At 70.3% G+C, this 15,105-nt stretch carries 12 protein-coding genes; 7 read left to right on the top strand and 5 right to left on the bottom strand.

Features of this window, described 5'->3' with window-relative positions; translation table 11 throughout:
* Positions 1-157 precede the first annotated feature (157 nt).
* From D7V77_RS32765 to D7V77_RS32775, 3 genes are all read right to left on the bottom strand, one after another.
* Positions 158-571, bottom strand: coding sequence for a hypothetical protein (locus D7V77_RS32765; protein ID WP_120580209.1), 414 nt, complete (start codon positions 569-571; stop codon positions 158-160).
* A 50-nt stretch (positions 572-621) separates the two neighbouring features.
* Positions 622-1,629, bottom strand: coding sequence for a diguanylate cyclase (locus D7V77_RS32770; RefSeq protein WP_233597376.1), 1,008 nt, complete (start codon positions 1,627-1,629; stop codon positions 622-624).
* Between the two features lie 210 nt (positions 1,630-1,839).
* Positions 1,840-2,460, bottom strand: coding sequence for a tRNA (guanosine(46)-N(7))-methyltransferase TrmB (locus D7V77_RS32775; RefSeq protein WP_120580211.1), 621 nt, complete (start codon positions 2,458-2,460; stop codon positions 1,840-1,842).
* Between the two features lie 80 nt (positions 2,461-2,540).
* Between D7V77_RS32775 and D7V77_RS32780 the strand changes: the two genes are divergently transcribed.
* From D7V77_RS32780 to D7V77_RS32810, 7 genes are all read left to right on the top strand, one after another.
* The gene (locus D7V77_RS32780) at positions 2,541-3,467 is read left to right on the top strand and encodes a bifunctional riboflavin kinase/FAD synthetase (protein ID WP_120580212.1); all 927 of its coding nucleotides are present in this window, start codon (positions 2,541-2,543) and stop codon (positions 3,465-3,467) included.
* 208 nt (positions 3,468-3,675) lie between these two features.
* Entirely contained in the window at positions 3,676-5,376 is a 1,701-nt protein-coding gene (gene pilB, locus D7V77_RS32785; protein ID WP_120580213.1) for a type IV-A pilus assembly ATPase PilB, read from the top strand.
* 48 nt (positions 5,377-5,424) lie between these two features.
* Positions 5,425-6,537, top strand: coding sequence for a type IV pilus twitching motility protein PilT (locus tag D7V77_RS32790; RefSeq protein WP_120580214.1), 1,113 nt, complete (start codon positions 5,425-5,427; stop codon positions 6,535-6,537).
* A gap of 55 nt (positions 6,538-6,592) precedes the next feature.
* A complete protein-coding gene (locus tag D7V77_RS32795) occupies positions 6,593-7,849 on the top strand; it encodes a type II secretion system F family protein (RefSeq protein ID WP_120580215.1) in 1,257 nt (418 codons plus the stop codon).
* A gap of 19 nt (positions 7,850-7,868) precedes the next feature.
* Positions 7,869-9,446, top strand: a complete 1,578-nt coding sequence (locus D7V77_RS32800) for a nitrogen regulation protein NR(II) (protein ID WP_172810170.1) — start codon at positions 7,869-7,871, stop codon at positions 9,444-9,446.
* Positions 9,447-9,490: 44 nt separating this feature from the next.
* On the top strand, positions 9,491-10,885 hold the full coding sequence (locus D7V77_RS32805) for a sigma-54 dependent transcriptional regulator (protein WP_120580220.1): 1,395 nt from the start codon (positions 9,491-9,493) through the stop codon (positions 10,883-10,885).
* A gap of 16 nt (positions 10,886-10,901) precedes the next feature.
* Positions 10,902-12,482 carry a hypothetical protein gene (locus D7V77_RS32810; protein WP_147452233.1) on the top strand — a complete coding sequence of 527 codons (1,581 nt, stop codon included), beginning with the start codon at positions 10,902-10,904 and terminating at the stop codon, positions 12,480-12,482.
* Between the two features lie 16 nt (positions 12,483-12,498).
* Here the strand turns inward: D7V77_RS32810 and D7V77_RS32815 are convergent, their stop codons facing one another.
* Positions 12,499-14,025 (bottom strand): hypothetical protein, encoded by a 1,527-nt coding sequence (locus tag D7V77_RS32815; RefSeq protein ID WP_147452234.1) that lies wholly within the window; start codon positions 14,023-14,025, stop codon positions 12,499-12,501.
* Positions 14,026-14,227: 202 nt separating this feature from the next.
* Positions 14,228-15,105: tetratricopeptide repeat protein (locus D7V77_RS32820; RefSeq protein ID WP_158624538.1), on the bottom strand; the 878-nt coding region annotated here is incomplete at its 5' end.

Consider the following 15,105-nt stretch of genomic DNA (forward strand, 5'->3'; position numbering starts at 1 on the left):
GGGGGAGGGGGTGGGGGCAGTCGAGGACGGCGTCACCGGGCCACCGGGCGTCGAGCCCGGTCTCCGGATGACTTCGACTGCGGGGAGCACCCGCCGTGTCTTCCTGTCGTTCACGGTTGTACGTTACCTGATGCGCGGGGCCCGGGCATGCCCGGGCTCACGGCTGGGGGGATGCTGAAAAGTCCACCTTCCACCCGGACGGTTCCCTCACCATCCGGACCTCGCCCGACCTTCCCGCCGAGCGCACCACCAAGGTCGCCACGTCGCCCTCCTGCCGGAGCAGCGAAACCTCCTGAACATCCGCCGGCACCGGGACATTCGCGAAGAACAGCGGGAGCGGCTCCGGCTTCACCATGCCCCCGGACGCGTCGCTCACCTGCTGCGCTCGCGTCTTCAGGACCTGCTGGGTCTGTTGTGACAGCCCTGCGTACGCCTTGGGCAGCTCTCCGCGCTGCACGTGCCGGTGGAACGTCTGGTAGGCCCCCACGGGGGTATCCGGCTGCAGCCGGCTGCAACCGCTCAGGGCTAGGAAGGCGAACAGCAGCCAGGTCGTCATCGCGAGCGGGCGCATGGGGCCTCCGATTTAGGTCAAACCGCCGCCGTGGGGAAGCGGGAGGTGTGTCACGCCGCGTGCTGGTGGACGCGATTGCGCCCCGTTCCCTTGGCGGAATACAGGCTCGTGTCCGCCGCGCGCAGCAGGGCCTCCGTGCCCGGCAGGTCGTCCGCGGGCACCGTCGCCACGCCCAGCGACGCGGTCAGCTTCACCTCCCGCGACACTCCGTCCGGCGACTTCCACGTCAGCTCCAGCCGCTCAATCGCCTCGCGCACACGCTCGCACGCCCGCAGCGCGTCCTGGGGGGCCGCCTCCGGCAACAGGGCAATGAACTCCTCGCCGCCGTAGCGGGCCAGCAGGTCCACCTCCCGCAGCGTCGCGCGCGCCGTGTGCGCCACCGCGCGCAGCACCTCGTCCCCGAAGGGGTGGCCGAACGTGTCGTTGATGCGCTTGAAGTGGTCGATGTCCAGCATCACCAGCGACAGGGGAGAGCGGTACCGGCGCGAGCGCATGAACTCCTCGCTCAGCCGCTCCTCGAAGTAGCGCCGGTTGTACAGGCCCGTGAGCGCGTCCGTGCGGCTGAGCGCGAGCAGCTCCTGCCGGCGGCGGTCCAGCTCGCGGTTGGCCCACTCCAGTTCGCGGTTCTTCTCCAGGAGCGCGTCCTGCAACGCCTTGAGCCGCAGCATGGACTTCACGCGCGCGCCCAGCTCCAGCATGTCGAAGGGCTTCACCAGGTAGTCGTCCGCGCCCAGCTCCAGCCCCTCCACCTTGCCCGCCGCCTGCCGGGCCGTCATCAGGATGACGGGGATGAAGCCGAAGCCGCCCTCGCCCGCGTTCGCCTTGACGATGCGGCACACCTCCACGCCGCCCAGGCCCGGCATCTCCACGTCCATCACGATGAGGTCCGGCCGGCCCGCGCGGATGGCGGACAGCGCCTGCGTCCCGTCCAGCGCTTCCTTGAAGACGTAGCCGTGCGGGGCCAGGCCCTCGCGCACGTGGCGGATCTGCGCCGGATCATCGTCCACGATGAGCACGGTGCGCCCGGAGAAGTCGTTGGCGGGTCCGCTCCTGCGCACGCCCTCCGGCATCCGTTTCCTTTCGGCTTCCGGCATGAGGCGCCCACCCCCCAACAGGATGCGGTCGTGGCCCGACGTCGCGAGTGTCCCCTGGGGCGGGAACCCCGTGGGTGGATTCTCCTCCGGGTGGAGGGCGCTGCCAAGGGCCCTTCCGGGCACCCGCGGACACGAGGCCGCCGGGCGTCCAGGGCCAGACAGGTCCGGTGCAGGCTACGGCGCGGATTTCACCAGGCGTGCGCGGTACACGGGCTCTCCGGATGACAGGTAGCGCCGCTCACGGGTGGAGGGCACCTCCTCCGGGTCGTACGGGTGGAACACCCCGGCGCCCAGCGGGTTGTGGAAGCCCGCCGCCTCCAGGATGCCCAGCATGGCCACCCCGCGGTCCTGCACGTCGGTGCGCATGTCGAAGCGGCCACCGGGCTTGAGCAGCCCCAGCATCACCTTCGCGAAATCCGGCTGCACGACGGCCCGCTTGGCGTGCGAGCGCTTCCACCACGGGTCGGGGAACTGCAGGTGGATGACGTCCAGCGACCCGGGCGCGAAGATGCGCGGCACCACGAAGCGCGCGTCGGATTCGACGACGCGCAGGTTCTTCATGCCCGCCTTCTCCGCGCGCATCTGCGTGTCGCGCGCGTACTTCTTGCGCCACTCGAAGGCCACGAAGCGCACGCCGGGGTTGCGGCGGCAGTACTCCAGCGCGTGCCCACCCGCCCCGGAGCCGATCTCCAGCTCCAGCGGCCCCGTGAAGCCGAACTCCGCGTCCCAGTCCGGGGGCGCTTCCAGGGGGACGAACTTGAGGCCGACCGGTTCAGGGAGCAGGGCAGGGCGCATGGCGGGAACGGGGGCCTCTAACCATGGAGCCGCGTGGGTTGGCCAGGGCAAAAGCGCGCGGGGTGGTATAGGGAAGGGCCATGAAGGTCTTCCAGTCCGTGTCCGAGGCGGGCCGCCAGCTTCAGGGGCAGGCCCTCGCGCTGGGCAACTTCGACGGCGTGCACGTGGGCCACCAGGCCCTCTTCGCGGAAGCGCTTCGCCACGGCCCCGCGAACGCGCTCACCTTCCAGCCCCACCCGGGCAAGGTGCTCCAGCCGGACCTGGCGCCCAAGCTGATTACGCTCCTGCCGCGCAAGCTGGAGCTGCTCGCCGCGTGCGGCCTGTCCCACGGGGTGGTGCAGCCCTTCACCCGCGACTACGCGCGCTCCACGCCGCAGGACTTCGAGGCCGCCCTCTTCGACACGCTGGGCGTGGGCCACGTCGTCGTGGGCAGTGACTACACCTACGGCGCCCAGCGCGCCGGCACCGTCACCACGCTGCGCGACGCCGCGGCGAAGCGGGGCGCCCGGGTGCACGTGGTGCAGCCGGTGAACGTGGACGGCGTCGTCGCGTCCTCGTCGCGGATCCGCGAGTACATCCTGGAGGGCAGGGTGGGCGCGGCCAGGCGCCTGCTCGGCCGCCCGTTCGACCTGGATGGCACGGTGGTGTCCGGCGCGGGCCGGGGGCGCACCATCGGCTTTCCCACCGCCAACGTGGACACGCAGAACGAGCTGCGGCCCGCGCCCGGCGTGTACGCCATCCGCGTGCGCCTCCTGGCGGAAGCGGATGGGCCCTGGCGGCCGGGGGCGGCCAACATCGGCGTGAAGCCCACCTTCGGCGGCACGGAGGTCACCATCGAGGCGCACCTCCTGGACTTCACCGGCGACCTCTACGGCAAGGAGCTGCGGGTGCAGTTCCTGGAGCGGCTGCGGCCCGAGCAACGATTTGGTTCCGCCGCAGAGTTGGTGGGTCAAATCAAGCGCGACGTGGAGGCCGCCCGCACCGTGGTGGCCCGCGGCGACGGGTAGGGTCTGTCGCGCCCTCTGAAAGAGGGCTCCGGACAGCAAGGGAGCACGCCAGGGCGCCTTGACAGGCCGCGCATCGGTTTCCTCTAATCCGGGAGGATCCGTGCCAGGGCTTCAGGCCCCTGTAGCATGGCCTCATTCCCCCCGCGGGTCCCGCTGACAGCCGGGGCTCTGGCTGTTCCCTCCTCACGCTCAAAGAGGCATCCCAGAAATGTCCGGTCGACTCGGTGAATTGCTGGTGCGCGAGAACCTCATCTCCGTCCAGCAACTCCGCAAGGCGCAGGAGGAGCAGCAGAAGAGTGGTGCGCGCATCGGCACGGCGCTCATCAAGACGGGCGCCATCGAGGAGTCGAAGCTCACCGACTTCCTGTCGAAGCAGTACGGCGTGCCGGCGATCAACCTGAAGGACTTCGACATTGATCCGGACATCATCAAGCTCGTGCCCAAGGAAGTGGCCGAGAAGCACCTGGTGATCCCGGTCAACCGCGCAGGGCCCTCGCTCATCGTGGCCATGTGCGACCCGTCCAACATCTTCGCGGTGGACGACCTGAAGTTCCTCACCGGCTACAACATCGAAGCCGTCGTCGCGTCCGAAATCTCCATCCGCGAATCGATTGAACGCTACTACGCGGAGAAGGGCCCCTCGCTGGAGGACATCGTCGGCGACGTGGGCGACGACATCGAGGTCGCCAAGGAGGAGCAGGAGAACGTGGATGAGATGGCCAAGGCCGCGGATGACGCGCCCGTGGTCAAGCTGGTGAACCTCATCCTCATGGACGCCATCAAGAAGCGCGCGTCCGACATCCACATCGAACCGTACGAGAAGGACTTCCGGGTCCGCTTCCGCATCGACGGCGTGATGTACGAGGTGATGCGCCCGCCCATGAAGCTGCGCAACGCCATCACCAGCCGTCTGAAGATCATGGCGTCGCTGGACATCTCCGAACGCCGCCTGCCGCAGGACGGCCGCATCAAGATCAAGATCGGCGGCGGCAAGGAGATGGACTTCCGCGTGAGCGTGTGCCCCACGCTCTTCGGCGAGAAGGTCGTGATGCGCTTGCTCGACAAGAGCAACCTGCAGCTGGACATGACCAAGCTGGGCTTCGACGCGACGCCCCTGGCCTGGTTCAAGGAGGCCATCGACCGTCCCTACGGCATGGTGCTGGTGACGGGCCCCACGGGTTCCGGCAAGACGACGACGCTGTACTCGGCGCTCTCCAGCCTCAACGACGTGGGCACCAACATCTGCACCGCGGAGGACCCGGTCGAATTCAACTTCGCCGGCATCAACCAGGTGCAGATGCATGAAGACATCGGCCTGAACTTCGCGGCCGGCCTGCGCTCCTTCCTCCGCCAGGACCCCGACATCATCATGATCGGTGAGATCCGCGACTTCGAGACGGCGGAAATCGGCGTGAAGGCGGCGCTCACGGGCCACCTGGTGCTCTCCACGCTGCACACCAACGACGCCCCTGGCACGGTGAGCCGTCTGCTCAACATGGGCATCGAGCCGTTCCTCGTGACGGCGTCGCTCAACCTCATCCTCGCCCAGCGTCTGGCGCGCCGCCTGTGCCCCGCGTGCAAGCGCCCCGCGGAGAAGGTGGACGAGCAGGCCCTCATCGACGCGGGCATCCCGCCGGACAAGATGGGCACCTTCACCATGTACGAGAAGGTCGGCTGCCGCGAGTGCAACGACCGCGGCTACCGCGGCCGCGTGGCCATCTACGAGGTCATGCCCTTCTGGGACGGCCTCAAGGAGCTGGTCATCAACGGCGCCTCCGCCGCGGAGCTCAAGCAGGAGGCCATCCGCCTGGGCATGAGCAGCCTGCGCATGAGCGCGCTCAAGAAGCTCATGGACGGAATGACGACGCTCGAAGAGGTCGTGGGCAACACCGCGCCGGACCGCTTCTAGTCACCCCACCTCCTCTCCACACTTCTTCCTCCGACAGGACACGCATCCGTGGCCAACCTGCACCAGCTCCTCAAGGCGATGGTCGAGAAGGGCTCTTCCGACCTCCACATCACCACCGGCTCGCCGCCGCAGCTCCGCGTGGACGGTGAACTCGTCCCGCTCAAGACGGCGCCGCTCACGCCCGTGGAGACCAAGCAGCTCTGCTACTCCATCCTCACGGACGCCCAGAAGCACAAGTTCGAGGAGGAGAACGAGCTGGACCTGTCGTTCGGCGTGAAGGGCCTGTCGCGCTTCCGCGCGAACATCTTCATGCAGCGCGGCGCCGTCGCCGGTGCGTTCCGCACGATTCCCTTCAAGATTTTGACGTTCCAGGAGCTGGGCCTGCCGCCGGTGGTGGCGGAGCTGGTGAAGAAGCCGCGCGGCCTCATCCTGGTGACGGGCCCCACGGGCTCCGGCAAGTCCACCACGCTGGCCTCGATGATCGACAAGATCAACACCGAGCGTCATGAGCACATCATGACCATCGAGGACCCCATCGAGTACCTGCACCCGCACAAGAACTGCCTGGTGAACCAGCGCGAGGTCGGTGCGGACACGCGCAACTTCAAGACGGCCCTCAAGTACATCCTCCGCCAGGACCCGGACATCGTGCTGGTCGGTGAGCTCCGAGACCTGGAGACCATCGAGGCGGCGCTCACCATCGCGGAGACGGGCCACATCTGCTACGCGACGCTGCACACCAACAGCGCGGTGCAGACCATCAACCGCGTGCTGGACGTCTTCCCGCCGTACCAGCAGCCCCAGGTGCGCGCCCAGATGTCCTTCGTGCTGGAGGGCGTGATGAGCCAGGCGCTCGTCTCCAAGGTGGGTGGGCCGGGCCGCGTGCTGGCCCTGGAGGTCATGGTGCCCAACCCCGCCATCCGGAACCTCATCCGCGAGGACAAGGTCCACCAGATCTACTCGTCCATGCAGGTGGGCCAGGCGAAGTACGGCATGCAGACGTTCAACCAGGCGCTGGCCGCCCTTCTGGCGCGCCGGGTCATCTCCCAGGACGAGGCCTTCGGCCGTTCTTCCGACCCGGAGGAGCTGCGCAACATCCTCGCCTCGGGTGGTGGAACGGGCGGAGCCCAGCGGCCGGCCGGGGGAGCGGGTGCCCGTTAGTTTTGGGGCATGAAAATCACAGGTTAGACTCCTCGCCCTCCCCGGAGGTCCCGTCATGGCAGCACCCGCAGTGCAACAGAAGGCGACAGCGTCCAAGAAGAACAGTGCCCAGTTCCTCTGGGAGGCGAAGACCAAGAGCGGGGAGAACAAGAAGGGCGAGATGGAGGCCCCGGACATCGAGGCCGTCAACGCGCGCCTGAAGTCGCTCGGCCTCAACCCCACGAAGGTGCGCAAGAAGGGCGCCCTCGACGGGGCCATCTCCCTGCCCGGCATGGGCGGGGTGACGGGCAAGGACATCCTCATCTTCACCCGTCAGTTCGCGACGATGATCGACGCCGGCCTGCCGCTGGTGCAGTGCTTGGACATCCTCGCCAGCCAGATGGACAACCCCGCCTTCAAGAAGGTGGTGTTCGCCATCAAGAGCAAGGTGGAGCAGGGCAGCACCTTCGCGGACGCGCTGAAGGAGCACCCCAAGATCTTCGACGAGCTCTACGTGCAGCTGTGCGCCGCGGGCGAGGTGGGCGGTATCCTCGACACCATCCTCAACCGGCTCGCCGCCTACCGTGAGAAGAGCGAGAAGCTGAAGGCCAAGGTCAAGAGCGCCATGACCTACCCGTCGGTGGTCATCCTGGTGGCCATTGGCGTGACGGCGCTGCTGCTGCTCAAGGTGACGCCCGTCTTCGAGAAGATGTTCGCGGACTTCAACTCCAAGCTGCCCGCGCCCACGCAGGTGGTCGTGGACATGTCGAAGTTCGCCCAGGCGTACTTCATCCACACCGTGGTCGGCATCGCGGCGGTGGTGTTCTCCTTCACCTGGAGCTACCGCCAGCCCAAGGGCCGCAAGTTCTGGGACAAGGTCTTCCTCAAGATGCCCCTGTTCGGCGACGTGCTCCGCAAGGTGGCCGTGGCGCGCTTCACGCGCACGCTGGGCACGATGATCTCCTCGGGCGTGCCCATCCTGGACGCGCTGGACGTGACGGCGAAGACGGCCGGTAACCGCACGGTGGAAGAGGCCATCTACTACGTGCGCGGGAAGATCGCCGAGGGCAAGAACATCGCGGGCCCGCTGCTGGAGACGAAGGTGTTCCCGTCCATGGTGGTGCAGATGATTGGCGTCGGCGAGGCGACGGGCGCCATGGACACCATGCTCAACAAGATCGCCGACTTCTACGACGACGAGGTGGACACGGCGGTCAGCGCCCTCACCTCGATGATCGAACCGCTCCTCATGGTGTTCCTGGGCGGCGTGGTCGGCGGCTTCCTCATCGCCATGTACCTGCCCATCTTCTCGCTTGCCGGCGCCATCAAGTAGCGCGGGCGGTGGAAGGCTGATGCGCGGCGTGGCCCCCGGGCTGCGCTCGCGTCTGGTGTGGCTGGTGTTGTTCCGCACCGTGGCGGCGAGCCTGTCGCTCGTCGTGACGGTGGTCCGGCTGGCGACCCAGCCCGCGCAGGAGCCCAGCCGCGCGGACTCGCTGTCGTTCGGTGTCATCGCGGCGGCCTACGTCCTCACGGTGGTGACGGGCCTGCGCTTGCGCCGGGGCACCGCGGGGCGCCTGGACGCCGTGGTGCAGGTGGTGGGCGACGTCATCATCGCCACCGGCCTGGTGTTCCTGAGCGGCGGCGCGGAGTCGCCGCTGACGTTCCTCTACAGCCTGGCCGTCATCGGCGCGGCGGTGGTGTTGGATCGGCGCGGCGCGCTGTGGGCCGCGGTCGTGTCCTCGCTGGCCTTCACCGGGCTGCTGCTGGTCATGCGGCTCACCCTGCCGGCGGACGCCCCGACGATGGCGCCCTCGCGGGTGCTCTTCGTGCTGGGCAGCAACGTGCTGGCGCTGGGCCTCATCGCCGTGCTGTCCGGCTACCTGTCGCGCCAGTTGTCCGCCACGGGCGGTGCGCTGTCCCAGAGCGAGGCGGACCTGCGCCGGCTGGGGCGGCTGCAGCAGCTCATCCTGTCCTCCATGCCGTCAGGGCTCGTCACCTGTGACGCCGAGCGGCGCGTCACCTTCCTCAACACCGCGGCCTGCGGCATCCTCCAGGTCACGGACAGCGCGTGCGTGGGCCAGACGCTGGAGAAGCTCCTGCCGGGCGTGTCCGTGCTGGCGCCGCGCGCCACCCGGGGTGAGCTGCGGGTGAAGACGCCCGGGGGCCAGCGGGTGCTGGGGTTGTCCGTGTCGCCCCTGGAGGGCGAGGCGGGCTCGCTGCTCATCGTCTTCCAGGACCTCACGGAGCTGCGGCGCATGGAGGAGGACCTCAAGCGCACGGACCGGCTGGCCAGCCTGGGTGCGCTGTCCGCGCAGCTGGCGCATGAAATCCGCAACCCGCTGGCCGCCATGCGCGGCTCCGCGCAGCTCCTGGCCCAGGACCCGTCCGGTGACGTGGTGGTGACGAAGCTCACCGGCATCCTCACGCGCGAGGCGGACCGGCTGGCGCGGTTGGTGGAGGACTTCCTGCGCTTCGCGCGCCCACCCGAGCCGCAGCGCCGGCCGGTGGCCCTGGACACGCTGCTGTCGGAGACGGTGGACATGCTCCGCGCGGATCCGCTTTCACGCGAAGTGCAACTGGAGGTGCGCCTGGTGGACGCGCTGACGGCGCCGGTGGATCCGGACCAGCTGCGTCAGGTGCTCCTCAACCTGGTGCGCAATGGCATCCAGGCGGCGGGTCCAAAGGGAACCGTCCGGGTGGCGCTGGCGCGCGCGGACAAGGAAGCGCAGATTCGCGTGTGGGACTCGGCGGGAAGCATCACGGAGGAGATGATGGGACACCTGTTCGAGCCGTTCTTCACGACCCGCAACGGTGGCACCGGGCTGGGCCTGTCCACCGCGCACTCCATCATCCACGCGCACGGAGGCACCATCCGCGTGACGTCCAATCCCGCTGAAGGCACCGAGTTCCTCGTGGGGCTGCCCCTGTGACGGCGCCGCTCCCCCATGACGGTGGGTCGCGCGGCCACGTGCTGGTGGTGGACGACGAGCTGTCCATGCGCGAGTACCTGGAGATCCTCTTGGTGAGGGAAGGCTACGCCGTGACGAGCGTGCCCTCCGTGGAGAACGCGCGCGCCATGCTGGAGAAGGACCAGGTGGACCTGGTCATCTCCGACATGAAGCTGGGCTCGGGCAGCGGCCTGGACGTGCTGCGCACGGCGCGCTCGCGCAAGGAGCCGCCGGAGGTGGTGCTCATCACCGCCTTCGGCACGCCGTCCTCCGCGGTGGAGGCCATGCGCGAGGGCGCCTACGACTACATCTGCAAGCCCTTCGACAACGAGGAGCTGCGGCTGCTGGTGCACAAGGCGCTGGAGAAGCGCGCGCTGCGCCAGGAGAACCTCACGCTCAAGTCGCGGCTCCTGCCCGGCCTGGGCGGGTTGCTGGTGGGGACGAGCCCCCGCATGCGCGCCCTGTGGCAGCTGGTGGAGAAGGTGGCGCCGGGCCGCAGCACGGTGCTGGTGACGGGGGAGAGCGGCACCGGCAAGGAGCTGGTGGCGCGCGCCATCCACCTGCGCGGCCAGCGCGCCGCCCAGCCCTTCCTCCCCTTCAACTGCGGCGCCCTCAATGAAGGCGTGCTGGAGAGCGAGCTGTTCGGCCACATGAAGGGGTCCTTCACGGGCGCCACGCATGAGCGGCCGGGCCTGCTGGTGTCCGCGGCCGAGGGCACGGTGATGCTGGACGAGGTGGGCGAGATGCCGCTCGCCACGCAGGTGAAGCTGTTGCGCGTGCTGCAGGAGCGCAAGGTGAAGCCGGTGGGCAGCGCGGCGGAGATTCCCTTCCAGGCGCGCGTCATCGCGGCCACCAACCGCCGGCTGGAGGCGGAGGTGAAGGCGGGCCGCTTCCGCGAGGACCTCTTCTACCGGCTCAACGTCATCACGCTGGAGCTGCCCCCGCTGCGCGAGCGGCCGGAGGACATTCCGCCGCTCGCCACGCACTTCCTGGCGCGGCTGGCGGAGGAACTGGGCCGGCCGGCCCTGCGCTTCGCGCCGGAGACGCTCGCGTTGATGGAGCGCTATGCGTTCCCGGGCAACGTGCGCCAGCTGCAGAACATGGTGGAGCGCGCGGCCACGCTGTCGGACTCGGAGCTGCTGGGGCCGGGGACGCTGCCGCCCGCGGTGCGCGGTGAGTCGGAGCCCCTGAGCCGCCCGGGCGACAGCGGCGAGCCTTCGCTGGGCTCGGGCTTCAACCTGGAGCGCCACCTGGACGAAAGCGAGCGGCGGCACCTGCTGGCCGCGCTCAAGCAGTCCCAGGGCGTGAAGACGCGCGCCGCGGAGCTGCTGGGCCTGTCCTTCCGCTCCTTCCGCTACCGGTTGGCGAAGCACGGCCTCACGGATGAGCTGGACGAGCCGGGCGGGTCCCGTGTCGGTTGAGGAGGGCCCCGGGACGGTGCCTGCTGGCGCTGGCCGCCCGTGGGGCGCGGTGGGCGCGCTCGTCGGGACGGGGCTGGCCCTGCTGGGACTCTGGGCCTGGTTCTCGCCGGAGTACCTGACGGTCCGCGGCTTCCCCGTGGACGACGCGTGGATCCACGCCGTGTACGCCCGCGCCTTCGCGAGCGGCGCGGGGCTCAGCTACAACCCGGGCGTCCCGGCCACCGGAGAGACCTCCCCCTTGTGGGCCGTGGTGCTCGCGCCCGCGCACCTGCTGTCCGCTGACGTGGCGACGCGCGTGCTGCTGGTGAAGCTCACCGGCTTCGTCCTCCACCTGCTCTCCTGCGTGGCCGCGTTCCTCGCGCTGCGCCGGGCCAGCGTGGCCTGGGCGCTGGGCGGCGCGCTGGCGGTCCTGGTGCATCCGGACCTGGTGGCGGCCAGCGTCAGCGGGATGGAGGTCCCCCTGGCCACCCTGGCCGCGTGGGGGCTGGTGCTCTGCCTGGGGGCGCGCTCGCCGCTTGCGTTCGGGCTCGTCAGCGTGGCCGCGCCGCTCTGCCGCCCGGAGCTGCCCGTGCTCGCGTTCACGCTGCCGGTGCTGCTGCTCGTGCGCGACCGCCGTTCCTGGCGGGCCCCCGTGCCGTACCTCGTCGCCGCGGCGGCGGGGACGTTCGCGTCCTTCGGCTTGCTGTCCTTGTGGAACCTCGCAGCGTCGGGCCGGCCGCTGACCGCCACGTTCTACGCGAAGGTGGGCTCGGGCGGCCCGAGCCTCTGGATGGCGCAGGCGTTGGGCTTCGGGGAGCTGCTTCCGGGGCTCACCTTCACCGTGTTGCCGGTGCTGGTCGTGCTGGCGGTGCTCGCCATCGTGGAGCTCATGCGCGCGGAGGTTTCAGCACCTTCGCGGCTGGCCGCCGCCGCCGCCGTATCCGGGCTCCTCTTCTGCGCGGTGTCCTTCAAGCTCATCCCGCCCATCGACCCTTCCGTCTTCTACCACCAGCGCTACGCGCTGCCCGCGCTGCCCCTGCTCATCGCGCCCTTCCTGGTGCTGGGAGGAGGGTGGCTCCAGACGCGCGTTCCGTCCCTGGGGCGCCCGGCGGTGGCGGCCCTGGCCCTGCTTCCGGCGCTGGCCTGTGCCCTGGGGCTGCCGCCCCGCCTGGAGCGGCTGACCAACGACGCCCACAACATCGACGATACGCAGGTGGCGCTGGGCCGCGCCCTGGCGAGCGCTCCGCCCGAGGCCGTGGTCTGGGTGACGGATGCCGGAGCGGTGCGCTACTTCGGCCAGGCCTTCGTGGTGGACACGCTGGGACTCAACACGCCCGGCATGCTGGGCCCGGATGCGCAGGGCTACCTGGATGCGCACCCGCCCACGCACCTGGAGGTCGTGCCCCTGTGGTCGGGGATCCGCTCCGACGCCAGCCGCCCGTGGCCCCCGCCGCGCGTGTTCCAGCCCTCCACGCCCTACACGGTGACGCGCTTCGCGGCCATGCAGCGTCACGCCCTGTTCTCCTGCGCGGAAGGCACGGGCCTCTACGAAATCCGGGGACGGACCTTCCGCTTCAAGTGCGCATCGCCGGCCCCGCTCGTGGAGGGCGGCCCCTAGTCAGGACCGCCGGGCGTCACGGTTTCGGCGTGGGGGCGACCTGCGCGGGAGCGGGCGGTGGGGGGGGAAGGGCGGTCCGGTACAGCCGCCACCGGCCCTCGTGCGTGACGGGCTCCAGCGGGAGGTGCTGGGGCAGGCCCTCATGGTCGCCGTCGGGCAGGCCCACCAGGGCGTATTCGAAGGAGCGGAAATCCCGCTCCGGCCGGACTGCGCGGGCGTTCCACTCCAGGCCCTGGGTCCAGGGCGGCGCGCGCAGGCGGCGGAGGACCACCGGGCTGGGGGCGAACCAGGAGAAGGAGAAGTTGTTGCTCGCCCCGCGCCACACGTACGTCCAGGCGAAGGTCTGCAGGAAGGGGCGTCCCTCGATGATCCGGCTTCCCCGCAGGTAGTCGAGCCCCAGGACGCGGGCGCCCTCCGGCACGGCGTCCACGGCGGCCTCCAGCCCGGACAGGTCCTGCTTCTCGAAGGCGCGCCAGACCAGCGTGGTGAAGCCCGTCAGCAGCAGCATGGCCGCCGCGGACCACGCGCGCAGCGCCTTCACGGGAAGCCGGGGCGCGGGGACCGCGAGCACCAGCAGGGCCATGGCGAAGGGCACCCAGCGCTCGGCCATGAGGATGGTGTTCTGGGCCAGGTCGGGCAGCACCAGGGAGAGGGCCAGCATGAACAGGCCCGGAACCACGAGCGCCCAATCCACCAGGCGGCGCAGCTCCTTGCGGTGCTGCCACAGCCCCAATCCCATCCACAGGACGATGAGGATGAAGACGGGCCCCTCCACGGAGTCGCGCATTCCTCCAAAGGCCGCGCTGACGAAGCGCACGGGGGAGATGCGCACCCAGAAGTCGCGCTCGTAGAAGATGGGAGAGTTGAAGCCCCGCTTCGAGAGCTGGGAGAACCACCACAGCGCGAACAGCCCCACGGGCGTCACGGCCGAACCCTGGAGCAGGACGGTCTTCCATCCCGGCCGGGTCCGGGCCCAGTTCAACGCCAGGGTGAACATGCCCATCGCGAACCAGAGGGCGTGGAACCAGTAGAGCAGCGCCGCCCCCAGCAGGAACGGCAACACCCCTCGCGGTGTGGTCGCCCGGGGGGACTGGATGAAGTGCAGCCACACCACGTAGACGGGCCAGCCGGCGAGCAGCGGGGTGAACCCCCAGTACAGCACCTGGCTGAAGAAGAAGAGGGAGCCGAGCACGGCGGCCTCGGGCGAGTGATTCCGGCGCCAGGCCAGCCAGTGCACCGCCGCGGCGAAGAGCGCCCCCAGCGCCAGCACCGACGCGCTGCCCAACCACCGCGCTGGCAGCGTCAGCCACAGCGGCAGCAGCACCACGTTCGAACCCCAGTAGGGCGTCAGCGGCTGGATGCGGTACGCCCCACTCGGGTCGTGAAGGGCTTCCAGCAGCAACCGGACCTGGCCCAGGTGCTGGGGCAGGTCGCAGAGCGGCGGGATGGTCACGGCCAGACTCGGCAGTGCGACGCCGCACACGCTGAGCAGCAGCAGGAGCAATCGCGTGCGGAGGGAAGAGGAAGAAGGCGTGTCGCTCATGTGGGTGGCGTCGTCCGCGACAGGACGGGCGGGCTCCCGTCGCCGGGGCACCATACCCGAGCGCTCCGCCGCCGGCAGGGCGTTGCCGGGGACTCACGTCCGGGCGGCTGGCCACCCGCCGCCCGGAAGGGCCCGTGCGTCCATGCCCCCTCGCTCCGGTGCGCCGCCAGGTCCGGACCGGCCGCGGAAGAGGGGCCGGGCATCAAGGCTTGGACGCGCCCGCGCGGGCCGCCGCGGCCTCGTGCTCGACGGCCCGGGCTTCATCTCCGAGCGCATGGTGGGCCCGGGCCAGTGCCTGGAGCACGCCCGGGGTGTCCGGGGACAGGGCCCGCGCCTTCTCCAGCGGGTCCAGCGCCTCCTTCGCGCGGCCCAGGCGGAGCAGCGTCTCGCCCAGGGCCCGCCACGCGTCGGCGCTTCCGGGCGCGAGGGTCGCCGCCTGCCGCAAGGCGCGCGCCGCGGCTTCATCCTCGCCCAGGGCCCGCAGGGCCTCGCCCAGCCGGTAATGGAGGCCGGATTGTTCCGGCATCCCGACGAGCGCGGCCTCCAACAGCTCCCGGGCCCGGGCGGGCTGCCCCGCCTTGAGCAGGCCCCGGGCCAGGGCGTCCACGGCGAGGGCGTCATGGGGCCGCAGCCTCACCGCGTGCTCCAGCGCGGGCAGGGCTTCGTCCACGCGTTCCTCGCGCAGGAGGGCACTCCCCAACTGGTAGTGCGGCGAGGGCGCGTCCGGGCTCACCTCCACGGCATTCGCCCACAGGCTCACCTCGTCCTGCCAGACGCCCACCTGCGTCGCGGCGCGCGCGGTGGCGGCCAGCAGCACCGCGCCCGCGACGACCGCGGGCACCAGGGCTCCCGAGGATGCGGCCTCGCGGCGCGCCCGGGCGCTCCAGGCGCCCCATGCCGCGGCGACGCCCAGACAGAACCCCACCGACGGCAGGTAGTCGTAGCGCTCGGAGACCGCGCTCTCCCCGAGCGCGCGAAGGTGCAGCGCCGGCAGCAACGGCAGTATCAGCCACGCCAGGCCCAGCCAGGCCCCGGGCACCCGCCGCCGCAGGAGCACCAGCCCCGCCGCCACGCCCAGCG

The organism is Corallococcus sp. CA041A (genome assembly GCF_003612075.1).
In the GTDB taxonomy this organism is placed as follows: Bacteria; Myxococcota; Myxococcia; order Myxococcales; family Myxococcaceae; genus Corallococcus; species Corallococcus exiguus.

Bases quoted from the DNA above. Each gene is read 5' to 3' on its own strand.
- D7V77_RS32815 (WP_147452234.1), bottom strand. From the start codon at position 14,025: ATGAGCGACACGCCTTCTTCCTCTTCCCTCCGCACGCGATTGCTCCTG.
- D7V77_RS32775 (WP_120580211.1), bottom strand. From the start codon at position 2,460: ATGCGCCCTGCCCTGCTCCCTGAACCGGTCGGCCTCAAGTTCGTCCCC.
- D7V77_RS32795 (WP_120580215.1), top strand. From the start codon at position 6,593: ATGGCAGCACCCGCAGTGCAACAGAAGGCGACAGCGTCCAAGAAGAAC.
- pilB (WP_120580213.1), top strand. From the start codon at position 3,676: ATGTCCGGTCGACTCGGTGAATTGCTGGTGCGCGAGAACCTCATCTCC.
- D7V77_RS32765 (WP_120580209.1), bottom strand. From the start codon at position 571: ATGCGCCCGCTCGCGATGACGACCTGGCTGCTGTTCGCCTTCCTAGCC.
- D7V77_RS32780 (WP_120580212.1), top strand. From the start codon at position 2,541: ATGAAGGTCTTCCAGTCCGTGTCCGAGGCGGGCCGCCAGCTTCAGGGG.
- D7V77_RS32800 (WP_172810170.1), top strand. From the start codon at position 7,869: ATGCGCGGCGTGGCCCCCGGGCTGCGCTCGCGTCTGGTGTGGCTGGTG.